This is a genomic window from Dickeya sp. MK7 (genome assembly GCF_000406305.1).
GTDB lineage: Bacteria > Pseudomonadota > Gammaproteobacteria > Enterobacterales > Enterobacteriaceae > Dickeya > Dickeya fangzhongdai.
In genome coordinates this window covers 4,821,773-4,837,107 of record NZ_CM001984.1, presented here as the reverse complement: position 1 = coordinate 4,837,107, position 15,335 = coordinate 4,821,773, and the positions used below count along the sequence as shown (strand labels likewise).

The following is a 15,335-nucleotide window of genomic DNA, read 5'->3' as shown; positions in this document are numbered from 1 at the left end:
TTTAGGGTATACTATGGCGATTAGCGGCAAACGCGCCCTCATTGACCGGAAATCCACACTTTATGCTGAGTTATCGCCACAGTTTTCATGCCGGCAATCATGCCGACGTGCTGAAACACACTGTCCAGAGCCTGATCATTACCGCGCTGAAAGAGAAGGACAAACCGTTCCTGTATCTGGATACGCACTCCGGCGCAGGCCGTTATCAGTTGCAGAGCGAACACGCCGAGCGCACCGGCGAATACCTCGACGGCATTGGCCGCATCTGGCAGCGGGACGATATTCCGGCGGAACTGGAGCCGTACATGCAGGTGGTGCGTTCCTATAATTCCGGCGATAAGCTGCGCTATTATCCCGGCTCGCCGCTGATTGCCCGTCAGTTGCTGCGCGAGCAGGACAAAATTCATCTGACCGAGCTGCACCCCACCGACTTTCCGCTGTTGCGTCAGGAATTTCTGCGTGACGATCGGGCGCGGGTGGTGCGCGAGGACGGCTACCAGCAGTTGAAAGCTCAGTTGCCGCCGCTGTCGCGCCGCGGGCTGATTCTGATCGACCCGCCTTATGAACTGAAAACCGATTATCAGGCGGTGGTGAAAGGCATTCAGGAAGGCTATCGCCGTTTTGCCACCGGCGTATTCGCGCTGTGGTATCCGGTGGTGCTGCGTCAGCATATCAAGCGCCTGCTCAAAGACCTGGAAGGCACTGGTATCCGTAATATCCTGCAAATCGAGCTGGCGGTGCTGCCGGACAGCGACCGTCACGGCATGACCGCCTCCGGCATGATTGTCATCAATCCGCCGTGGAAACTGGAATCCCAGATGAAAAGCGTGCTGCCGTGGCTGCATCAGGCGCTGGTGCCCGGCGGTACCGGCCACACGCGCGTCGAGTGGGTGGTGCCGGAGTAAGCTCTTTCCTATTGGTGCTTAGAATCTATATTGGCGCTTAGAACCTATATTGGCACTTAGAACCTATGGCGATAGGTTCTAAGTGCCGCCCGGCGCTATACCCGAAAGGTGGCGAGATCGGTCGCGACCTCGGTAGCCGGGAACAGCGTCTGACATTCCTGACGCAGCCGTTCCAGATCTTCCTGGCCGTAGCGGGCGCTGAAGTGAGTGATAATTAACCGTCTGGCGCCGGCGTCTCGCGCGGCGGCGGCGGTTTGCAAAGTGGTGGAATGCCCGCGTTCGTTGGCGCGTTCCGCCATCGCCCCTTCCAGCGTGGCTTCGTGCACCATCACATCGACACCGGCGGCCAGTTTGAGCGCTTCCGGCGTCGGGCGGGTATCGCCGAAGACAGCCAGCGACTTGCCCGGCAGACCGGGGCCGACGTAATCCCAGCCGTTCAGCACCCGTCCGTCGTCCAGCGTCACCGTTTCCCCGCGTTTCAGTTGCTGGAAATAGGCGCCGGGTTTGACGCCCTCCGCCGCCAGTTTATTCACGTCCAGCGGGCCCGGTTTGGGACGTTCCTCAATACGGTATCCCACGCAATACAGGGTGTGCGACAGCTCATGCGCCGTCACCCGCAACTGATGGTCCTCGAACACCGTACCGGGAACGACCTCCACCACCTCCAGCGGATAGGTGAGCCAGGAACCGCTCAACGTCAGCGCGGTTTCAACGAAGGTTTTCAGCCCGGCCGGGCCGTAAAGCGTCAGCGGCGTCTCGATGCCCGCCATGGAACGCGAGCAGAGCAGGCCGGGCAGCCCGAACAGATGATCGCCGTGCAGATGGGTGATGAAAATCTTCTCCAGTTTGCCAGGTTTGACCGGGGTGCGCAGAATCTGTTGCTGGGTGCCCTCGCCGCAGTCAAACAGCCAGAACGCCGGGCGAATGCCGTGCAGATCGAGCGCGATGCTGGTGACATTACGCTCTTTGGTTGGCACGCCCGCGTTGGTGCCGAGAAAAATCAGTTCCATGCAAAATCCTTTATAACGGCGATGTGTCTTTCAGGCTGTCCCAATTCAGTCCGAAACGAGCCAGATACTTGCGCAGCCTGTCGGCATCATTAGGCTGTTTTTTCTGCTGGCGCGAGACGGCAAACAGCGTACGTCCCGCTTCTGACAGGCTGTGGGTATTTCGGCATACCTCCAGAACCTGTTCAAGTTGACATTGTTCGAAGATATCCAGTTCGCCGATTTCGGTAGGCAACGTGTTGCTGGCGGATTTACCACGCCATTGCTGCCTGAGACGTTGGATTTCCTCGTCCACCAGTGCGATGTTAATGCGACCCTGAGTAGCGAATGTGGCCATGCGGTGCACACTGGCACCGAGTTCGCGAAAGTTGCCTCGCCAACTGGCTTGCTCCGAGCAGGCGAAGGTCAGGAAACGCTGGCGTGCCTCTTTATCAAACCGGACCTGGATTTGCTGCTGCTGAGCAAAACGGTGTAACTCAAAATCCAGATTAGGTTCGATATCTTCACGCCGTTGGGCCAGCCCTGGTAACGGGAACGTCCACATATTGATGCGTGCATAAAGGTCTTCACGAAAATGTCCATTCTCCACCCAATGTGGCATGTCCCGGTGGGTGCCCGCAATCAATTGAAAATCACTGTTTACTTCCTTATCAGAACCGAATGGCAGAAAGCGTTTTTCTTCTATCGCTTTAAGCAGCATGGCTTGTTCATCTAATCCCAGCTCGCCGATTTCATCCAGAAACAGCACTCCGCCATCGGCTTCGCGCAACAGCCCAGCACGGGCTTGTTGCGCGCCGGTAAAGGCGCCGCGCACATGACCAAATAGTGTAGACATCGCATTATCGCCACGCAGCGTGGCGCAATTGACAGCGACAAATTTTCCATTGACCTGATGGCGTGATGCTTTGAGATGGTAGATACGCTCAGCCAAAAAGGATTTGCCCGCACCTGTGGGGCCGGTCAGCAGAATCGGGGCGGAAGAACGTAGCGCAACCTGTTCAATATGGTCGATGATTCGGTTGAACGTGGCATTACGAGTGGCGATGCCGGCTTTCAGAAATGAGACGGATGCCTGCTGTTCCCGCAGAAAGCGGCTGGTAATCGCAGTATAGCGGCTGAGATCGAGGTCAATGACGGTGTACTGTCCGGCTGGAGAAGGCGTTTCGTCGTCGTGGTCTGATGGACTGGTTTGTAGTAAACGGGCTGGGAGATAGCGTGCTTCCGTCAGCAGAAACCAGCAAATCTGTACCACATGAGTACCGGTAGTGATATGTATCAGGTACTCCTCGTGTTCCGTATCAAACGGATAGTGAGCGGCGAAGTCAAGAAATGTGGTGTACACCTCCTCAAAGTCCCAGGGATCTTTTAGCTCAACCTCATGCAGGTTGACGGTGGTGGAGGGCGATATCTGGTTTATATCCTCCTGAACCTGCTGCGCCAGTCCAAGACTGCGTGGTTGATATAACAACTCCAGTCGATCAATCGGTAAATCCGGCTGCTGACAAGCCGCGATGGTCGGTCGCCATCTATTCCAGCGGTTTTGCCTTTTCCCCCGTTTATCCAGTGCAGTGCCTAGTACACCAATCATGACTCTACGCTTCATGCTTATCTCTTTTTATAAGTCCTTATCTTTTAAGATATTACTTTATCAGGTTAATAATTGGCATGGTAAAAAATATGAAAATAAAAATATTATAAATCAGTTAATTAAATGAATTTATCTCCGTTCGGGAAAGGCTGGCACGGTTCTGGCAATACCATAGGGGTTGCACCACAGGAAGGGATGAATATCCGGCGATGGCTGGGGGAGCCGGTGGTTTTGTTCCCGGGTGTTTTATTAAAGGGATTAAAAAGAAAAGATGTTCAAGAACATAACAATAAGAAAAGGGCAGCTCGGTTTGCTCAGTAAAAACGACAATTTGCTCCAGGTGCTGGAAACTGGCGAGCACACACTGTTTTGTTGGCCGCACAAAATGACGGTAGCAATCATCGCGCAGGATGGCTCTATGGTTGAGACCGCTCTTGCTGACCATTTGCGTCAGTTTCATCCGCAATGGGTGACTCGTTACTGCCTGTCGGTAGATCTGGCTGATGATGAAATCGGTCTGCGTTATGACCGGAAACAATTGCAGGAAATTTTGCCGCCGGGTACCCGACGTTTGTACTGGCGGCGGGATGAGCAACAGCTTGTCGAGCGTGTTTCTGCGCATGAGGTTCAGGTACCGACAACATTATTGCCCGCGTTAATGCAGCCTGTGTTACGCAATAGGGCGGTCAAGGGCAATGAAGGTGTGCTACTGGCAGCCATTCCAGCATGGCACGTGGGGATTTTACATGTCGATGGGCAACCATTGACGTTGTTACCCCCGGGTAATCATGGTTACTGGCGTTTCAATCGCCGTGTAAGTGTGGAGATCGTAGACACCCGTTTGCAGGCACAGGATATCGACGGTGTGGAAGTGTTAACCGCCGATCAAATCAATGTACGTCTAACTCTGGTGGCTACCTGGCGATACGGTGATGTTATGGCTGCGTTTTCACAGTTGGCTCAGCCAGAAGCACACTTGCGTTGCGCTTTGCAGGCTGCGCTTCACCGGGTGGTTGCTGCACACACGTTTTCTGAGTTGCTTGCCGGTAAACATACCGTTGGAGCGCAGGTCAGTGAGCAAATGGAACAACAACTGGCGGGCTATGGGCTGGATCTGGTATCGCTGACGGTGATGGATACCGAGGGATATAACGCTGCCTGGTAACAGCAGTGGCGTTAAACGTGATTAAAAGAATAACTCATTGGATTAAATAATAAATTTAAAGGATGTTTTACATAATGAATAACGATTACCGGATACTGGAAACGCCCCTGAGCGTGCCAATAAAAATGTGGACGCACGGTGTTCCGGTTGAACCTGAAGCCCGGGAGCAGTTACTCAATACGGCAAAAATGCCATTTATCTTCAAACATCTGGCGGTAATGCCGGATGTGCATCTGGGAAAAGGCTCCACGATTGGCAGCGTCATCCCCACATTGGGCGCCATCATCCCTGCTGCGGTCGGGGTGGATATCGGCTGCGGCATGATGGCGGTACGCACTTCGCTGGTGGCTGTCGATCTGCCGGATAATCTGTTCGGTATTCGCAGTGCTATCGAACAGGCTGTACCTCATGGGCGTAGCGTGAACCGCGGTGGGCGGGACAAAGGCGCATGGCATGAGCCGCCTCAGCGTGTCGATGCTCATTGGCAGCAACTGGACGCCGGGTTCAGACGTATGACGGATAAATATCCGTCATTGCTGAAAACCAACAATTACCATCATTTGGGCACGCTTGGGACCGGCAACCATTTCATTGAGCTATGTCTGGATGAAACAGATCGGGTGTGGGTGATGCTGCATAGCGGCTCCCGTGGTGTCGGTAACGCCATTGGTAACCTGTTTATCACGCTGGCGCAGCAGGATATGAAGCAGCACATTGCTAATTTACCCGATCGTAATTTGGCCTATTTTGCCGAAGGTAGCCGCTATTTCGATGACTATATGGCTGCGGTCGGCTGGGCGCAGGATTATGCGCGTCACAACCGTGAGGTAATGATGGAGCATGTGCTGCAAGCGCTGGCGAAAGCGATTCCTAAACCTTTTGCCGCCAGACAAGAAGCCGTGAATTGCCACCACAACTATGTGCAACAGGAACAGCATTTTGGTCAGTCGGTGCTGATAACGCGTAAGGGAGCGGTATCGGCTCACAAAGGACAGATGGGGATTATTCCCGGCTCGATGGGGGCCAAAAGTTTCATTGTGCGTGGTCTGGGTAATCACGAGAGTTTCTGCTCATGCAGTCATGGCGCAGGGCGCACCATGAGTCGAACGGCAGCGAAAAAACGTTTCACAGTGGAAGACCAGATCCGGGCAACCGCTCATGTCGAGTGCCGTAAGGATTGCGAGGTGATTGACGAAATACCTATGGCTTATAAGGACATCGACGCAGTCATGGCGGCACAGTCATCACTGGTCGAGATTGTTCACACGTTGCGGCAGGTGGTGTGTGTAAAAGGGTAATAGTGAGAAAAATATGGAAAACGAATCGGATGTAAGCCACGTGATGCGTGAGCGTGTCCGTGGCGTTCTGATGGATGTTGAGCAACAGTTTGGCGTACGTGTACTTTACGCCTGTGAATCGGGTAGCCGGGGGTGGGGATTTGCCTCACCGGACAGTGATTATGATGTGCGTTTTATCTATGTGCATCCGCCAGAGTGGTATTTGCGGGTTGAGCCGGCAAGGGATGTGATTGAACTGCCGATCGATGATGAACTGGATGTTAGTGGATGGGAATTGCGCAAGGCTCTGGGGTTACTTAAGCGAGCCAACCCGACATTGATGGAGTGGCTTGATTCGCCGGTGGTGTATCGTCAGGATGCCGAGGTGATGGCTCAGGTGCGGGCATTGGCATCGAACCACTTTTCACCGGGGCGCGCCCGTTACCATTATCTGTCGATGGCTCGAAAGAATTTTCGTGGATATTTGCAGGGGGAATCGGTACGACTGAAGAAATACTTCTATGTGCTAAGACCGATACTGGCTGTGCTATGGATTGAAGCGGATAAAGGGTGTCCGCCGATGCGCTTTGAGTCATTGCTGGCAGGTACGGTGACTGATCCCAATTTGCTGGCGGAAATTGCGCATCTGTTGCATATCAAACGCCAGTGCGGTGAAGCGGAATACGGTGCGCGCTTGCCGCACATTCATGCTTTTATCGAACGGCAACTGAATCGTGAGCGACCGTTGCTGGATGAGGCGTTAGCCAGGATGGACCTGGTATTGAACCAACTGCTGTTTGATACCGTTATGATGGCCTGACTGAGAGCGTAAAGCCGGTTACAACCGGCTTTACCTATCGCACCGATTTTCAAAACCGTTGCGAACCGCTGCGCATTTCTTCATACAATCCCGCTTTCTGTCTTTGCCGGATACCGATCGCTGGCGTTACACTTTTCTCCAGCGTTACACTTTTCGCTGGCGTTACATTTTTTTCGCCGGCGTTACACTGTGAGCCGTATTTCGCCATCGGCGCCAGCATCGGTGCGGCGGCGGGATACGGTCTATTTACCTTTATTGAACGTTTATCGAAAGTAAGCGTGGAGCCCTGATGACCAGACATTATGACTATCTCGCCATTGGTGGCGGCAGCGGCGGCATTGCCTCCATCAACCGTGCGGCCATGTATGGCAAGAAATGCGCGCTGATTGAAGCCAAATACCTGGGCGGTACCTGCGTCAATGTCGGGTGCGTGCCGAAGAAGGTGATGTGGCATGCCGCTCAGATTGCCGAGGCCATTCACCAGTACGGACCGGACTATGGCTTTGATGTCACCGTCAATCAGTTTAACTGGGACACGCTGCTGAAAAACCGCAGCGCCTACATTGACCGTATCCATCAGTCCTACAATAACGTGCTGGGGAAAAATCAGGTCGAGGTGATTCAGGGCTTTGCCCGTTTCGTGGATGCGAAAACGGTGGAAGTGAACGGCGAGCGCATCACCGCCGACCATATCCTGATCGCCACCGGCGGTCGGCCGACGCGCCCGGCGATTCCCGGTGCGGAATACGGCATTGATTCCGATGGTTTCTTTGCGCTGACGGCGTTGCCGAAGCGGGTGGCGGTGGTCGGCGCCGGTTATATCGCGGTGGAAATCGCCGGCGTGCTGAACGCGCTCGGCTCCGATGTGCACCTGTTTGTGCGCAAGCATGCGCCGCTGCGCCAGTTCGATCCGCTGATTGTGGACACGCTGGTGGAAGTGATGAATACCGAAGGCCCGGCGCTGCATACCGAGTCCATTCCCAACGCGGTGGTGAAAAACGCCGACGGCAGCCTGACGCTGCAGCTGGAAAGCGGGCACGAGCAAACCGTAGATTGCCTGATTTGGGCGATCGGCCGCGAACCGGCGAACGATAATATCAATCTGGACGCCGCGGGCGTAGCGCTCAACAGCAAAGGCTACATCGTGGTGGATAAGTTCCAGAACACCAGCGTGCCGGGCATTTACGCGGTAGGCGACAACACCGGCGCCGTTGAGCTGACGCCGGTCGCCGTGGCGGCGGGGCGCCGTCTGTCCGAGCGGTTGTTCAACAACAAGCCGGACGAGCATCTGGATTACAGTAACATTCCGACCGTGGTGTTCAGCCACCCGCCGATCGGCACCGTCGGGCTGACCGAACCGCAGGCGCGCGAGCAGTACGGCGACGATCAGGTTAAGGTGTATAAGTCCGCGTTTACCGCCATGTACACCGCGGTGACGCAGCACCGTCAGCCGTGCCGCATGAAGCTGGTATGCGCGGGGCCGGAAGAGAAAATCGTCGGTATACACGGCATCGGCTTCGGCATGGATGAAATCCTGCAAGGCTTTGCGGTGGCGGTGAAAATGGGCGCGACCAAAAAAGACTTCGACAACACCGTGGCGATTCATCCAACGGCGGCGGAAGAGTTTGTCACCATGCGCTAACGCGCAAAACCGTGGTGTGCTTACGGTGGTGACGGCGTGATAGTACAACACGACGATCGCTACAGGGTGATAACGACGCGGTTAGCACTACGCAGTGACAATCAGGGTGAGGTTATCCTCACCCTGATTTATTTGGGTCAGTAGTACTTCGATAGGTCAGTAATACCCCAGCAGATTCCACCACACCAGTCCGACCGCAAAGGTCAGCAGGACATTGACCGTCACCACGCATAAATTGATTTTGTAAAACCGCGGTCGTTCAAAATAGCCCTGGGCGAAATAAATCGGACCGGGGCCGCCGCCGTATTCGGTATTTCCCCACATCAGGTTGCTGAAAATACCAAAGCATATCGCTACCATGACGGGCGGGGCGCCTGCGGCAATCGCGGTGGCGGCAAAAGGCGCGTACAGCGCGGCGACATGACCGGTCGCGGTGGCGAAAAGGTAATGGACGTAAATATAGATAAGCCCGAGCAGGATAAACGTGCCCATCGCGCCAAAGCCGTGAATGGCGCCGCCCATTTTAACCGTCATCCATTTGATGAAACCCAAATCGGACAGGCCGCCGGCCAGGCTGATGATCACGCTGAACCAGATGACGGTGTCCCAGGCGGCGTGGTCTTTGAGCAGGGCTTTCCAGTCAACCGCGCGTGACGCAAACAGATAGGCGGCAAGGCCCAGCCCAACGGCGGTGGCCGATAGCCCGGTAGCCAAACTGGTGCCCCAGCCAATCAGCGCCAGCAGAAATCCCAGCGCGACTTTCTTCTCGGCGGACGTCATGGCGCCCAGCTCGGTGAGCGCCTGTTTTCCCATCTGTTTTGCTTCCGGGGTGCGCTTTAATTCGGGGTTTAACAGCTTGTATACCAGCAGCGGCATCAGGCAGAAACACACCATAGCCGGCACCACCGCGGCAACGAACCAGCTTCCCCAGGTGATTTCAACATTCAGCGACGATTTCGCCAGGCTGCCTACCAACGGATTCGCCGCCATGCCGGTCAGAAAAATGGCGCCGGTTATCGGGGTGAACTGAAAGCAAACCATGATCAGGAAATCGCCGATTTTTTTCCCTGACTCGCCCGGTGTGGAACCTAATACTTCGTTGATGGAGCGCACGATGGGGAAAATAATCCCCCCTGATCGAGCGGTAACCGATGGCATGGCGGGCGCCATAATCAGGTCGGAAACCCCTAATGAGTAGGCGATGCCCAGACTGCTGCCGCCAAATAACGACAGCATTTTATAGGCGATTCTTTTTCCAAGACCGGAGGTGACAAATCCCAGCGAAAGAATATACGCGCAAAATATTAGCCATACCGTTCCGCTGGAGAAGCCGGCCAGCGCTTTTGCTTCCGGTAATGTGTTGGTGAAAATAACAACGCATAACGCAATCAGCATAACGGCGCCGGAGGGCAACGGCTGGGTTAATATTGCCGCAATGGTGGCGAGAAAAATGGCAAACATATGCCATGCCTGAGGCGTTAATCCTTCGGGTACAGGGGAAAACCAGATTATGGTTCCCAGTAACAGGGGAACCATAAAGGCGATTATCGATTTTCCCTTAGATGAATCAGATGACATGATCATCTCCTCAATCTTACGGGTTATTGATTTTCTGGGGGATTATTGCCGTTTGGCCGATTTTTCCAGTACCTGGTCGACCATTTCCGGCGCAATGCCGAGATAGTTGATCGGGTCTGTTAACCGTTCGATTAATGCTGGTTCAAGACGACTGGATACCTGAGGCATGGCGTTCAGTACGTCGGCCAGGCGTCCTCCCTGCGTATTGACGATGCGGCAGGCGTCGTAAACCACGTCGTGCGCATCCTGCCGGCCCATGTAAGGCGCCAGCCCCATCATCACGGCTTCCGCCACGATCAGCCCCTTGGTCATGTCGAGGTTTTTCGCCATCGCCTGTTCGTCGACAATCAGACCGCTGAGCATGAATTTGGCCTGATTGAGCGCGCCGGCGGCCAGCACAAAACTTTCCGGGATCGCAATCCACTCCGCGTGCCACGGGCCGGTGGCGCGTTCCAGATCCTGCACCATCGCGTCCAGCATTAAGCCGGCGTGTTGGCGCACGCCTTTGGCGCAGGCGAGCATCAGTTCGCTGGAGATCGGATTGCGTTTTTGCGGCATGGTGCTGCTGGCGCCGCGGCCTTTGACGAAGGGCTCGTACAGTTCGCCAAACTCGTTGGAGGCCATCAGCATGACGTCATAGGCGATTTTCCCCAGCGAGCCGGTGATGACCGCCAGCAAGTTCACCGCTTCGGCGAAGCCGTCGCGCGCCACATGCCAGGTTGAGGTCGGCACGCCCAGTTTCAGTTCTGCCATCATCGCTTTCTGCACCGCCAGACCTTTGTCTCCCAGTGAAGCCAGCGTGCCGGCGGCGCCGGCGAACTCGCCGACCAGAATGCGCGGGCGAGCCTGCTCAAGGCGCTCGGCGTGGCGGTCAAACATATCCAGCCAGATAGCGGCCTTGTAGCCGAAAGTGATGGGCAACGCCTGTTGCAGATGGGTTCTGCCCGCCATCGGCGTATCGCGGTAGCGCAGCGCCAGATCGGCGAGAATTTTGCGCAGTGATTTGATATCCGCGTCGATCAGGTCGAAGGCGTCGCGGATTTGCAACACCACCGCCGTATCCATGATGTCCTGGGTGGTCGCGCCCCAGTGTACGTAGCCGCCGGAGGCTCCGGCCTGCTTCGAGATCTGATGGACCAGCGGTAAAATCGGGTAGCCGACGATTTCGGTTTCATGCCGCAGGAGGTCGAAATCAAGCGTGTCGGCGTTACAGGTTTTGGCGATCTCTTCCGCCGCTTCCTGCGGGATGACGCCGCAACGTGCTTCGGCTTTCGCCAGCGCGATCTCCACCTCAACGTATTTGCGGATCAGTTCATGATCGTCAAAGATGGCGCGCATTTCCGGCGTGCCGAACGAGTCCCTGAACAGAATAGAATCAAGAACATTCGATGCCATAGTGAACCCTCCCGGGTCTGATTTAGTGATAGACTGACCGATAGCAACGGTCTTGGTACGGTATGTCCGCGACGACCGACAATGGTGATGAAAATGTCCGGACATATTTCAAATGTACGGACATTTATAGCGAGCATAAATGGCTAGCGGAAGTGTTTACTCACTGCTTTGTGATAATGATCATTAATTTTTGAAGAATGTATCCTTATGAAAGAGTCCCTCTATAAGCGCATTGCCCGAGAGCTGGCGCAGGATATTGTTTCCGGCAAGTACCCCGCCGGCGCGCTTTTCCCGACCGAAAAGGCGCTCTGCGAGGTGTATCAGGCCAGCCGGCATACCGTGCGGGAAGCGCTGCGCGAGCTGACCGAACAGGGTCTGATCTCAAGACGCAAAGGCGCCGGGACCCACGTCACCGATGCCAGAGAAGGGAACACGAATCACCCGCTGGCAAACCTGGAAGATTTGCTGGCGCTGGCGCGGAATAATTTGCGGGTGGTGAAAAAGATTGATGAGATCGTCGCCGATTATGAATTGTCGCAAGTCATCGGTTGCCCGCCGGGGTCGCGCTGGCTGCATATCGCGAGTATTCGGGAAGACAGCATAAAGCCGGACGCGCCGATTTGCTGGACGGACAGCTATGCCAGCGTTGCCTACGACAAGGTCAGGCGTCTGGTGCGCAGCGACCCGTTTTCGTTGATCAGCGATTTGATCGAAAATCACTATGGCGTGAAAAGCAAGGAAGTGCACCAGACCATTACCGCGGTTGGCGTACCGGCCAAAATCGCCAAACAGCTAGGGGTGGAAGCAGGGTCGCCGGCGTTGAAAATCATACGGCGCTATGTGGATCGCAACGGCGAGACCTTTGAAACCACCATCTCCATTCATCCCGCCGGGCGATATACCTGTTCGATCGTCCTGAAACACCACGATGGGAACAGCTAGGCCGGCGGCGTTTTTCACCCGCCCTGATAACGCCCCGGCTTATGCCAGTTCATCAGCATGGCGTTCATCGCCAGCGCGCTGAGCGCCGACCACAGCAGCAGGTGAACAGGCATGGTGATCATCGATACGGCGAACACCAGCACATCCAGCAGCATCTGGCTTTTGCCGGCGTTGATGTTGAAACGTTTGTAGAGCCACAGGGTGACGACGCCGGTGCCGCCGACCGAGGCATTATGGCGCGCCAGCGAGAGGATGCCCATGCCGAGAAAGGTGCCGCCCACCAAGGCGGAAAACAGCGGGTGGATGTAATTGATGCTCAGCAGGTAGGGCACCGCCTGAGTGGCGGCGCTCAGGGCGATGTTGACGATCAGCGTTTTCAGCGTAAAGGCGCGCCCCATGCTGAAGTAGCAGAAAACCATGAACGGGATGTTGGCAAGGATAAACAGTACGCCGATCGACAGCGGAACAAAGTAGGAAAGCAGTAAAGCGATGCCGGCGATCCCGCCGGTGACCATACCGGACAGTTTCAGCATGTTCAGGCCGAAGGCGATAAACATCACCCCCAGCATCAGGCCATACACGTCGTCTTTCAGGGTGTGAGCCAGCCCCGGCTTCTGGCCGGTTTCCGCTGTCTTGGGTAGCACGACAGACTCTTTCAGCACGGGTGTTGCCCTCTCAACGCGATCTTGTCTGATTTAGCCATAAGAAATGCATATATTTGCGTCTTTCATGACTGAACATTCATTTATGGCGCTCAAGTTAACATTGATCACGGAGTGACTTTTAACTAAAAGAAAAGCCATTTATCCATTAAATTAGGGATAATCACCCATCGTAATGGCGTAAATAGAGACTTTCACTCATGAAGATCGACCGCATCGACGCACAGATTTTGAATGAGCTACAGCAGGATGCGCGGCTGAAAATCACCGAGCTGGCCGAACGGGTATGCCTGTCGGCCACACCCTGCACCCGGCGGCTGAAGCAGTTGGAAGACGCAGGCATGATCGACCGCTATGTGACGCTGCTGGATCAGGAAAAGGCCGGGTTTCCGGTGAACGCTTACATTTCGCTGACGCTGGAGCCGAAGTCGGAAGCCACCTTCCGCAAATTCGAACAGCAGATCGCCACCTTCGACGAAGTGATGGAGTGCCACCTGATGTCCGGCAGCCACGATTTCATGCTGCGGGTGGTGGCCGCCAGCCTGTCGGATTTCGAGAAATTCTTGCAGAAGAAATTGATCAAAATTGAAGGACTGCGCGATGTGCAGTCCTCGTTTTCACTGCGGCGGCTGATTCACAAAACCGCGCTGCCGGTTAAGGCGACGGTGTGACGTCAGGCGGCGAATTCGCCGCTGGCGACCAGAAAATCGATCAACGCGGTCAGCGTTTTCAGGTCGTCAAAGGCGATGTTGTGAAACAGCGCGATGCGTAACTGATTGCGCCCCAGCGCCCGGTAGCCTTCGATGCCGTGCGCCAGCCCTTGTTCGTCCAGATAGCGGGTCAGCTTGTCCACGGAAATCGTATCCGCCACGTCGATGGCGGCGACGGTGGTGGAGCGAAACGCCGGGTCGGCCACATAGGCGGACAGATAATCCCGGTCGGCGGCCCACTGATACAGCAACGCCGCTTTAGCGGCGGCCTGACGTTCCACCTCGGCGAAGCCCAGCGCGTTCATGCGTTTGACCTGCTCGGCGAACAGGAACAGCGTCACCACCGCCGGAGTATTGTAAGTCTGCTGCTGTTCGCTGTTGCTCAGCGCCAGCCGCCAGTCGGCGAACGCCGGGATATAGCGGTTGGGATCGGCGGCGATCTCGGCGATCCGCGCTTTGGCCTGCGGCGACAAAATAGCGACAAACAACCCGCCTTCACTGGCGAACACCTTCTGCGGCGAGAAGAAGAACACATCCACGCGGGACAGGTCGCAGGCGATTTGCCCCGCGCCGCTGGTGGCGTCTACCGCCAGCAGGCAATCCTCGCCGACTTCGGGCAAACGGGTGTTCATCACCCCGGTGGAGGTTTCGTTCAGCGTACAGGCCACCACGTCCGCGCCTTCCGTCACAAACGCGGTGTTTGCCTGGCCGTATTCCACCGCGGCGTTGTCCGCCTGAATCCACGGAATCCGGCGCGAGGCTTTGAACCATTTGTCGGAGAACTCGCCGCAGGTGTGGTGGACGATGCGCTTTCTGACCAGCCCGAGGCCGACCATGTCGAACAGCGCGGTGGCGCCGCCGTTCCCCAGCACAATGCTGTAGTCGTCCGGCACCGACAGGTAATCCCGCAGGCCCTGCTGAATCTCGCGGCACAGCGTGCGCACCGGCTCCTTGCGGTGGCTGGTGCCCAGCAGATGCGGCCCTTTGTCTTTCAGTTGCGTCAGGTCGTCAAGCTGAATCAACGACGGGCCGCAGCCAAAACGGGGGTCGGCTGGAATCAGTGCTTCAGGAAGGGTTATCGCCACACGTCTCTCCTCGGGTTCTGTATTGTTTTCATGATGTTGTTGCTATGAGAATACGCAGGATGGAGGAAAAGCGGTACGACTATTTCAACCAGATAGCACGGTGGCGTTGGTGCTGAAAGCAGGCATGATAGGGAAATACGATACTAAAATGTTAATTATCTGTTTGCAAAAAACGCATTTTGTTATAACAATAATAACGGTAATGTTATTGGAATAATGGGGCGGGGCGATGGTGTTTGTCGCCAGTCATGATATTGATTTTTTCCCAAAATATAATTTTTCAAAGCGAATAGCTTTTTCCAAAAGAATAAATTATTGCAAACTGAATTATTTTTCGATGCCTGATCGGTTGGCTATGTGATCACCAGGAAAGGGTATTTCAATGTGAAGTATCGTCGGTCTGCTATGGTTATTTTTTCATGTGATCGTATTTTTATCTTTTCACGTTAGTCGAACGTTTATTGTCGCCAGATTTAATCTGGTATTAAAAATACCGAACTCATCCATGAAGAGAAATAATGGTCAGCAGCCTGACGTGACTTTGCATCGCTGAAAACAC

General features: G+C 55.1%; 14 protein-coding genes. 7 read left to right on the top strand and 7 right to left on the bottom strand.

All coding sequences use genetic code 11. The annotated features are described in order from the left end of the window. Positions 1 to 62: 62 nt before the first annotated feature. On the top strand, positions 63 to 905 hold the full coding sequence (locus DXXMK7_RS20995; protein ID WP_038920694.1) for a 23S rRNA (adenine(2030)-N(6))-methyltransferase RlmJ: 843 nt from the start codon (positions 63 to 65) through the stop codon (positions 903 to 905). A gap of 95 nt (positions 906 to 1,000) precedes the next feature. On the opposite strand, the gene rnz is transcribed toward DXXMK7_RS20995, so the two are convergent. Continuing rightward, the gene (gene rnz / locus DXXMK7_RS20990) at positions 1,001 to 1,915 is read right to left on the bottom strand and encodes a ribonuclease Z (RefSeq protein ID WP_038920693.1); all 915 of its coding nucleotides are present in this window, start codon (positions 1,913 to 1,915) and stop codon (positions 1,001 to 1,003) included. Positions 1,916 to 1,925: 10 nt separating this feature from the next. Then, entirely contained in the window at positions 1,926 to 3,515 is a 1,590-nt protein-coding gene (gene rtcR, locus DXXMK7_RS20985; RefSeq protein WP_038920692.1) for an RNA repair transcriptional activator RtcR, read from the bottom strand. Between the two features lie 256 nt (positions 3,516 to 3,771). Between rtcR and DXXMK7_RS20980 the strand changes: the two genes are divergently transcribed. The 3 genes from DXXMK7_RS20980 (at position 3,772) to DXXMK7_RS20970 (ending at position 6,762) form a co-directional block, all read left to right on the top strand. After that, a complete protein-coding gene (locus DXXMK7_RS20980; protein ID WP_038920690.1) occupies positions 3,772 to 4,665 on the top strand; it encodes an SPFH domain-containing protein in 894 nt (297 codons plus the stop codon). A gap of 74 nt (positions 4,666 to 4,739) precedes the next feature. Next, positions 4,740 to 5,963: an RtcB family protein gene (locus DXXMK7_RS20975; protein WP_123130527.1), complete on the top strand. Its 1,224-nt coding sequence runs from the start codon at positions 4,740 to 4,742 to the stop codon at positions 5,961 to 5,963. Positions 5,964 to 5,976: 13 nt separating this feature from the next. Then, positions 5,977 to 6,762: a nucleotidyltransferase domain-containing protein gene (locus DXXMK7_RS20970; protein ID WP_038920688.1), complete on the top strand. Its 786-nt coding sequence runs from the start codon at positions 5,977 to 5,979 to the stop codon at positions 6,760 to 6,762. Between the two features lie 49 nt (positions 6,763 to 6,811). Here the strand turns inward: DXXMK7_RS20970 and DXXMK7_RS22755 are convergent, their stop codons facing one another. Next, positions 6,812 to 7,063, bottom strand: a complete 252-nt coding sequence (locus DXXMK7_RS22755) for a hypothetical protein (protein ID WP_131331225.1) — start codon at positions 7,061 to 7,063, stop codon at positions 6,812 to 6,814. Between DXXMK7_RS22755 and gorA the strand changes: the two genes are divergently transcribed. Next, the gene (gene gorA / locus DXXMK7_RS20965; RefSeq protein WP_038920686.1) at positions 7,052 to 8,404 is read left to right on the top strand and encodes a glutathione-disulfide reductase; all 1,353 of its coding nucleotides are present in this window, start codon (positions 7,052 to 7,054) and stop codon (positions 8,402 to 8,404) included. The two genes, DXXMK7_RS22755 and gorA, sit on opposite strands and share 12 nt — an antisense overlap. Positions 8,405 to 8,560: 156 nt before the next feature. Here the strand turns inward: gorA and DXXMK7_RS20960 are convergent, their stop codons facing one another. Together DXXMK7_RS20960 and DXXMK7_RS20955 are read right to left on the bottom strand one after the other, a co-directional pair. After that, complete coding sequence (locus DXXMK7_RS20960) at positions 8,561 to 9,982, bottom strand: DASS family sodium-coupled anion symporter (RefSeq protein WP_038920685.1); 1,422 nt, start codon at positions 9,980 to 9,982, stop codon at positions 8,561 to 8,563. A gap of 42 nt (positions 9,983 to 10,024) precedes the next feature. Continuing rightward, on the bottom strand, positions 10,025 to 11,377 hold the full coding sequence (locus DXXMK7_RS20955; RefSeq protein ID WP_038920684.1) for an adenylosuccinate lyase family protein: 1,353 nt from the start codon (positions 11,375 to 11,377) through the stop codon (positions 10,025 to 10,027). A gap of 207 nt (positions 11,378 to 11,584) precedes the next feature. Here DXXMK7_RS20955 and DXXMK7_RS20950 point away from each other — a divergent pair, with 207 nt between their 5' ends. Further along, entirely contained in the window at positions 11,585 to 12,319 is a 735-nt protein-coding gene (locus DXXMK7_RS20950) for a GntR family transcriptional regulator (RefSeq protein WP_038920683.1), read from the top strand. A gap of 14 nt (positions 12,320 to 12,333) precedes the next feature. On the opposite strand, the gene DXXMK7_RS20945 is transcribed toward DXXMK7_RS20950, so the two are convergent. After that, positions 12,334 to 12,963, bottom strand: a complete 630-nt coding sequence (locus DXXMK7_RS20945; RefSeq protein ID WP_225622622.1) for a YitT family protein — start codon at positions 12,961 to 12,963, stop codon at positions 12,334 to 12,336. A 218-nt stretch (positions 12,964 to 13,181) separates the two neighbouring features. Between DXXMK7_RS20945 and DXXMK7_RS20940 the strand changes: the two genes are divergently transcribed. Further along, a complete protein-coding gene (locus DXXMK7_RS20940) occupies positions 13,182 to 13,652 on the top strand; it encodes an Lrp/AsnC family transcriptional regulator (RefSeq protein ID WP_038920680.1) in 471 nt (156 codons plus the stop codon). Positions 13,653 to 13,654: 2 nt separating this feature from the next. Here the strand turns inward: DXXMK7_RS20940 and DXXMK7_RS20935 are convergent, their stop codons facing one another. Further along, positions 13,655 to 14,776: an aminotransferase class V-fold PLP-dependent enzyme gene (locus tag DXXMK7_RS20935; RefSeq protein WP_038920679.1), complete on the bottom strand. Its 1,122-nt coding sequence runs from the start codon at positions 14,774 to 14,776 to the stop codon at positions 13,655 to 13,657. Positions 14,777 to 15,335: the final 559 nt, after the last annotated feature.

Coding starts and splice junctions, on each gene's coding strand:
- DXXMK7_RS20995 (WP_038920694.1), top strand. CDS start 63: ATGCTGAGTTATCGCCACAGTTTTCATGCCGGCAATCATGCCGACGTG.
- rnz (WP_038920693.1), bottom strand. CDS start 1,915: ATGGAACTGATTTTTCTCGGCACCAACGCGGGCGTGCCAACCAAAGAG.
- rtcR (WP_038920692.1), bottom strand. CDS start 3,515: ATGAAGCGTAGAGTCATGATTGGTGTACTAGGCACTGCACTGGATAAA.
- DXXMK7_RS20980 (WP_038920690.1), top strand. CDS start 3,772: ATGTTCAAGAACATAACAATAAGAAAAGGGCAGCTCGGTTTGCTCAGT.
- DXXMK7_RS20975 (WP_123130527.1), top strand. CDS start 4,740: ATGAATAACGATTACCGGATACTGGAAACGCCCCTGAGCGTGCCAATA.
- DXXMK7_RS20970 (WP_038920688.1), top strand. CDS start 5,977: ATGGAAAACGAATCGGATGTAAGCCACGTGATGCGTGAGCGTGTCCGT.
- gorA (WP_038920686.1), top strand. CDS start 7,052: ATGACCAGACATTATGACTATCTCGCCATTGGTGGCGGCAGCGGCGGC.
- DXXMK7_RS22755 (WP_131331225.1), bottom strand. CDS start 7,063: ATGTCTGGTCATCAGGGCTCCACGCTTACTTTCGATAAACGTTCAATA.
- DXXMK7_RS20960 (WP_038920685.1), bottom strand. CDS start 9,982: ATGTCATCTGATTCATCTAAGGGAAAATCGATAATCGCCTTTATGGTT.
- DXXMK7_RS20955 (WP_038920684.1), bottom strand. CDS start 11,377: ATGGCATCGAATGTTCTTGATTCTATTCTGTTCAGGGACTCGTTCGGC.
- DXXMK7_RS20950 (WP_038920683.1), top strand. CDS start 11,585: ATGAAAGAGTCCCTCTATAAGCGCATTGCCCGAGAGCTGGCGCAGGAT.
- DXXMK7_RS20940 (WP_038920680.1), top strand. CDS start 13,182: ATGAAGATCGACCGCATCGACGCACAGATTTTGAATGAGCTACAGCAG.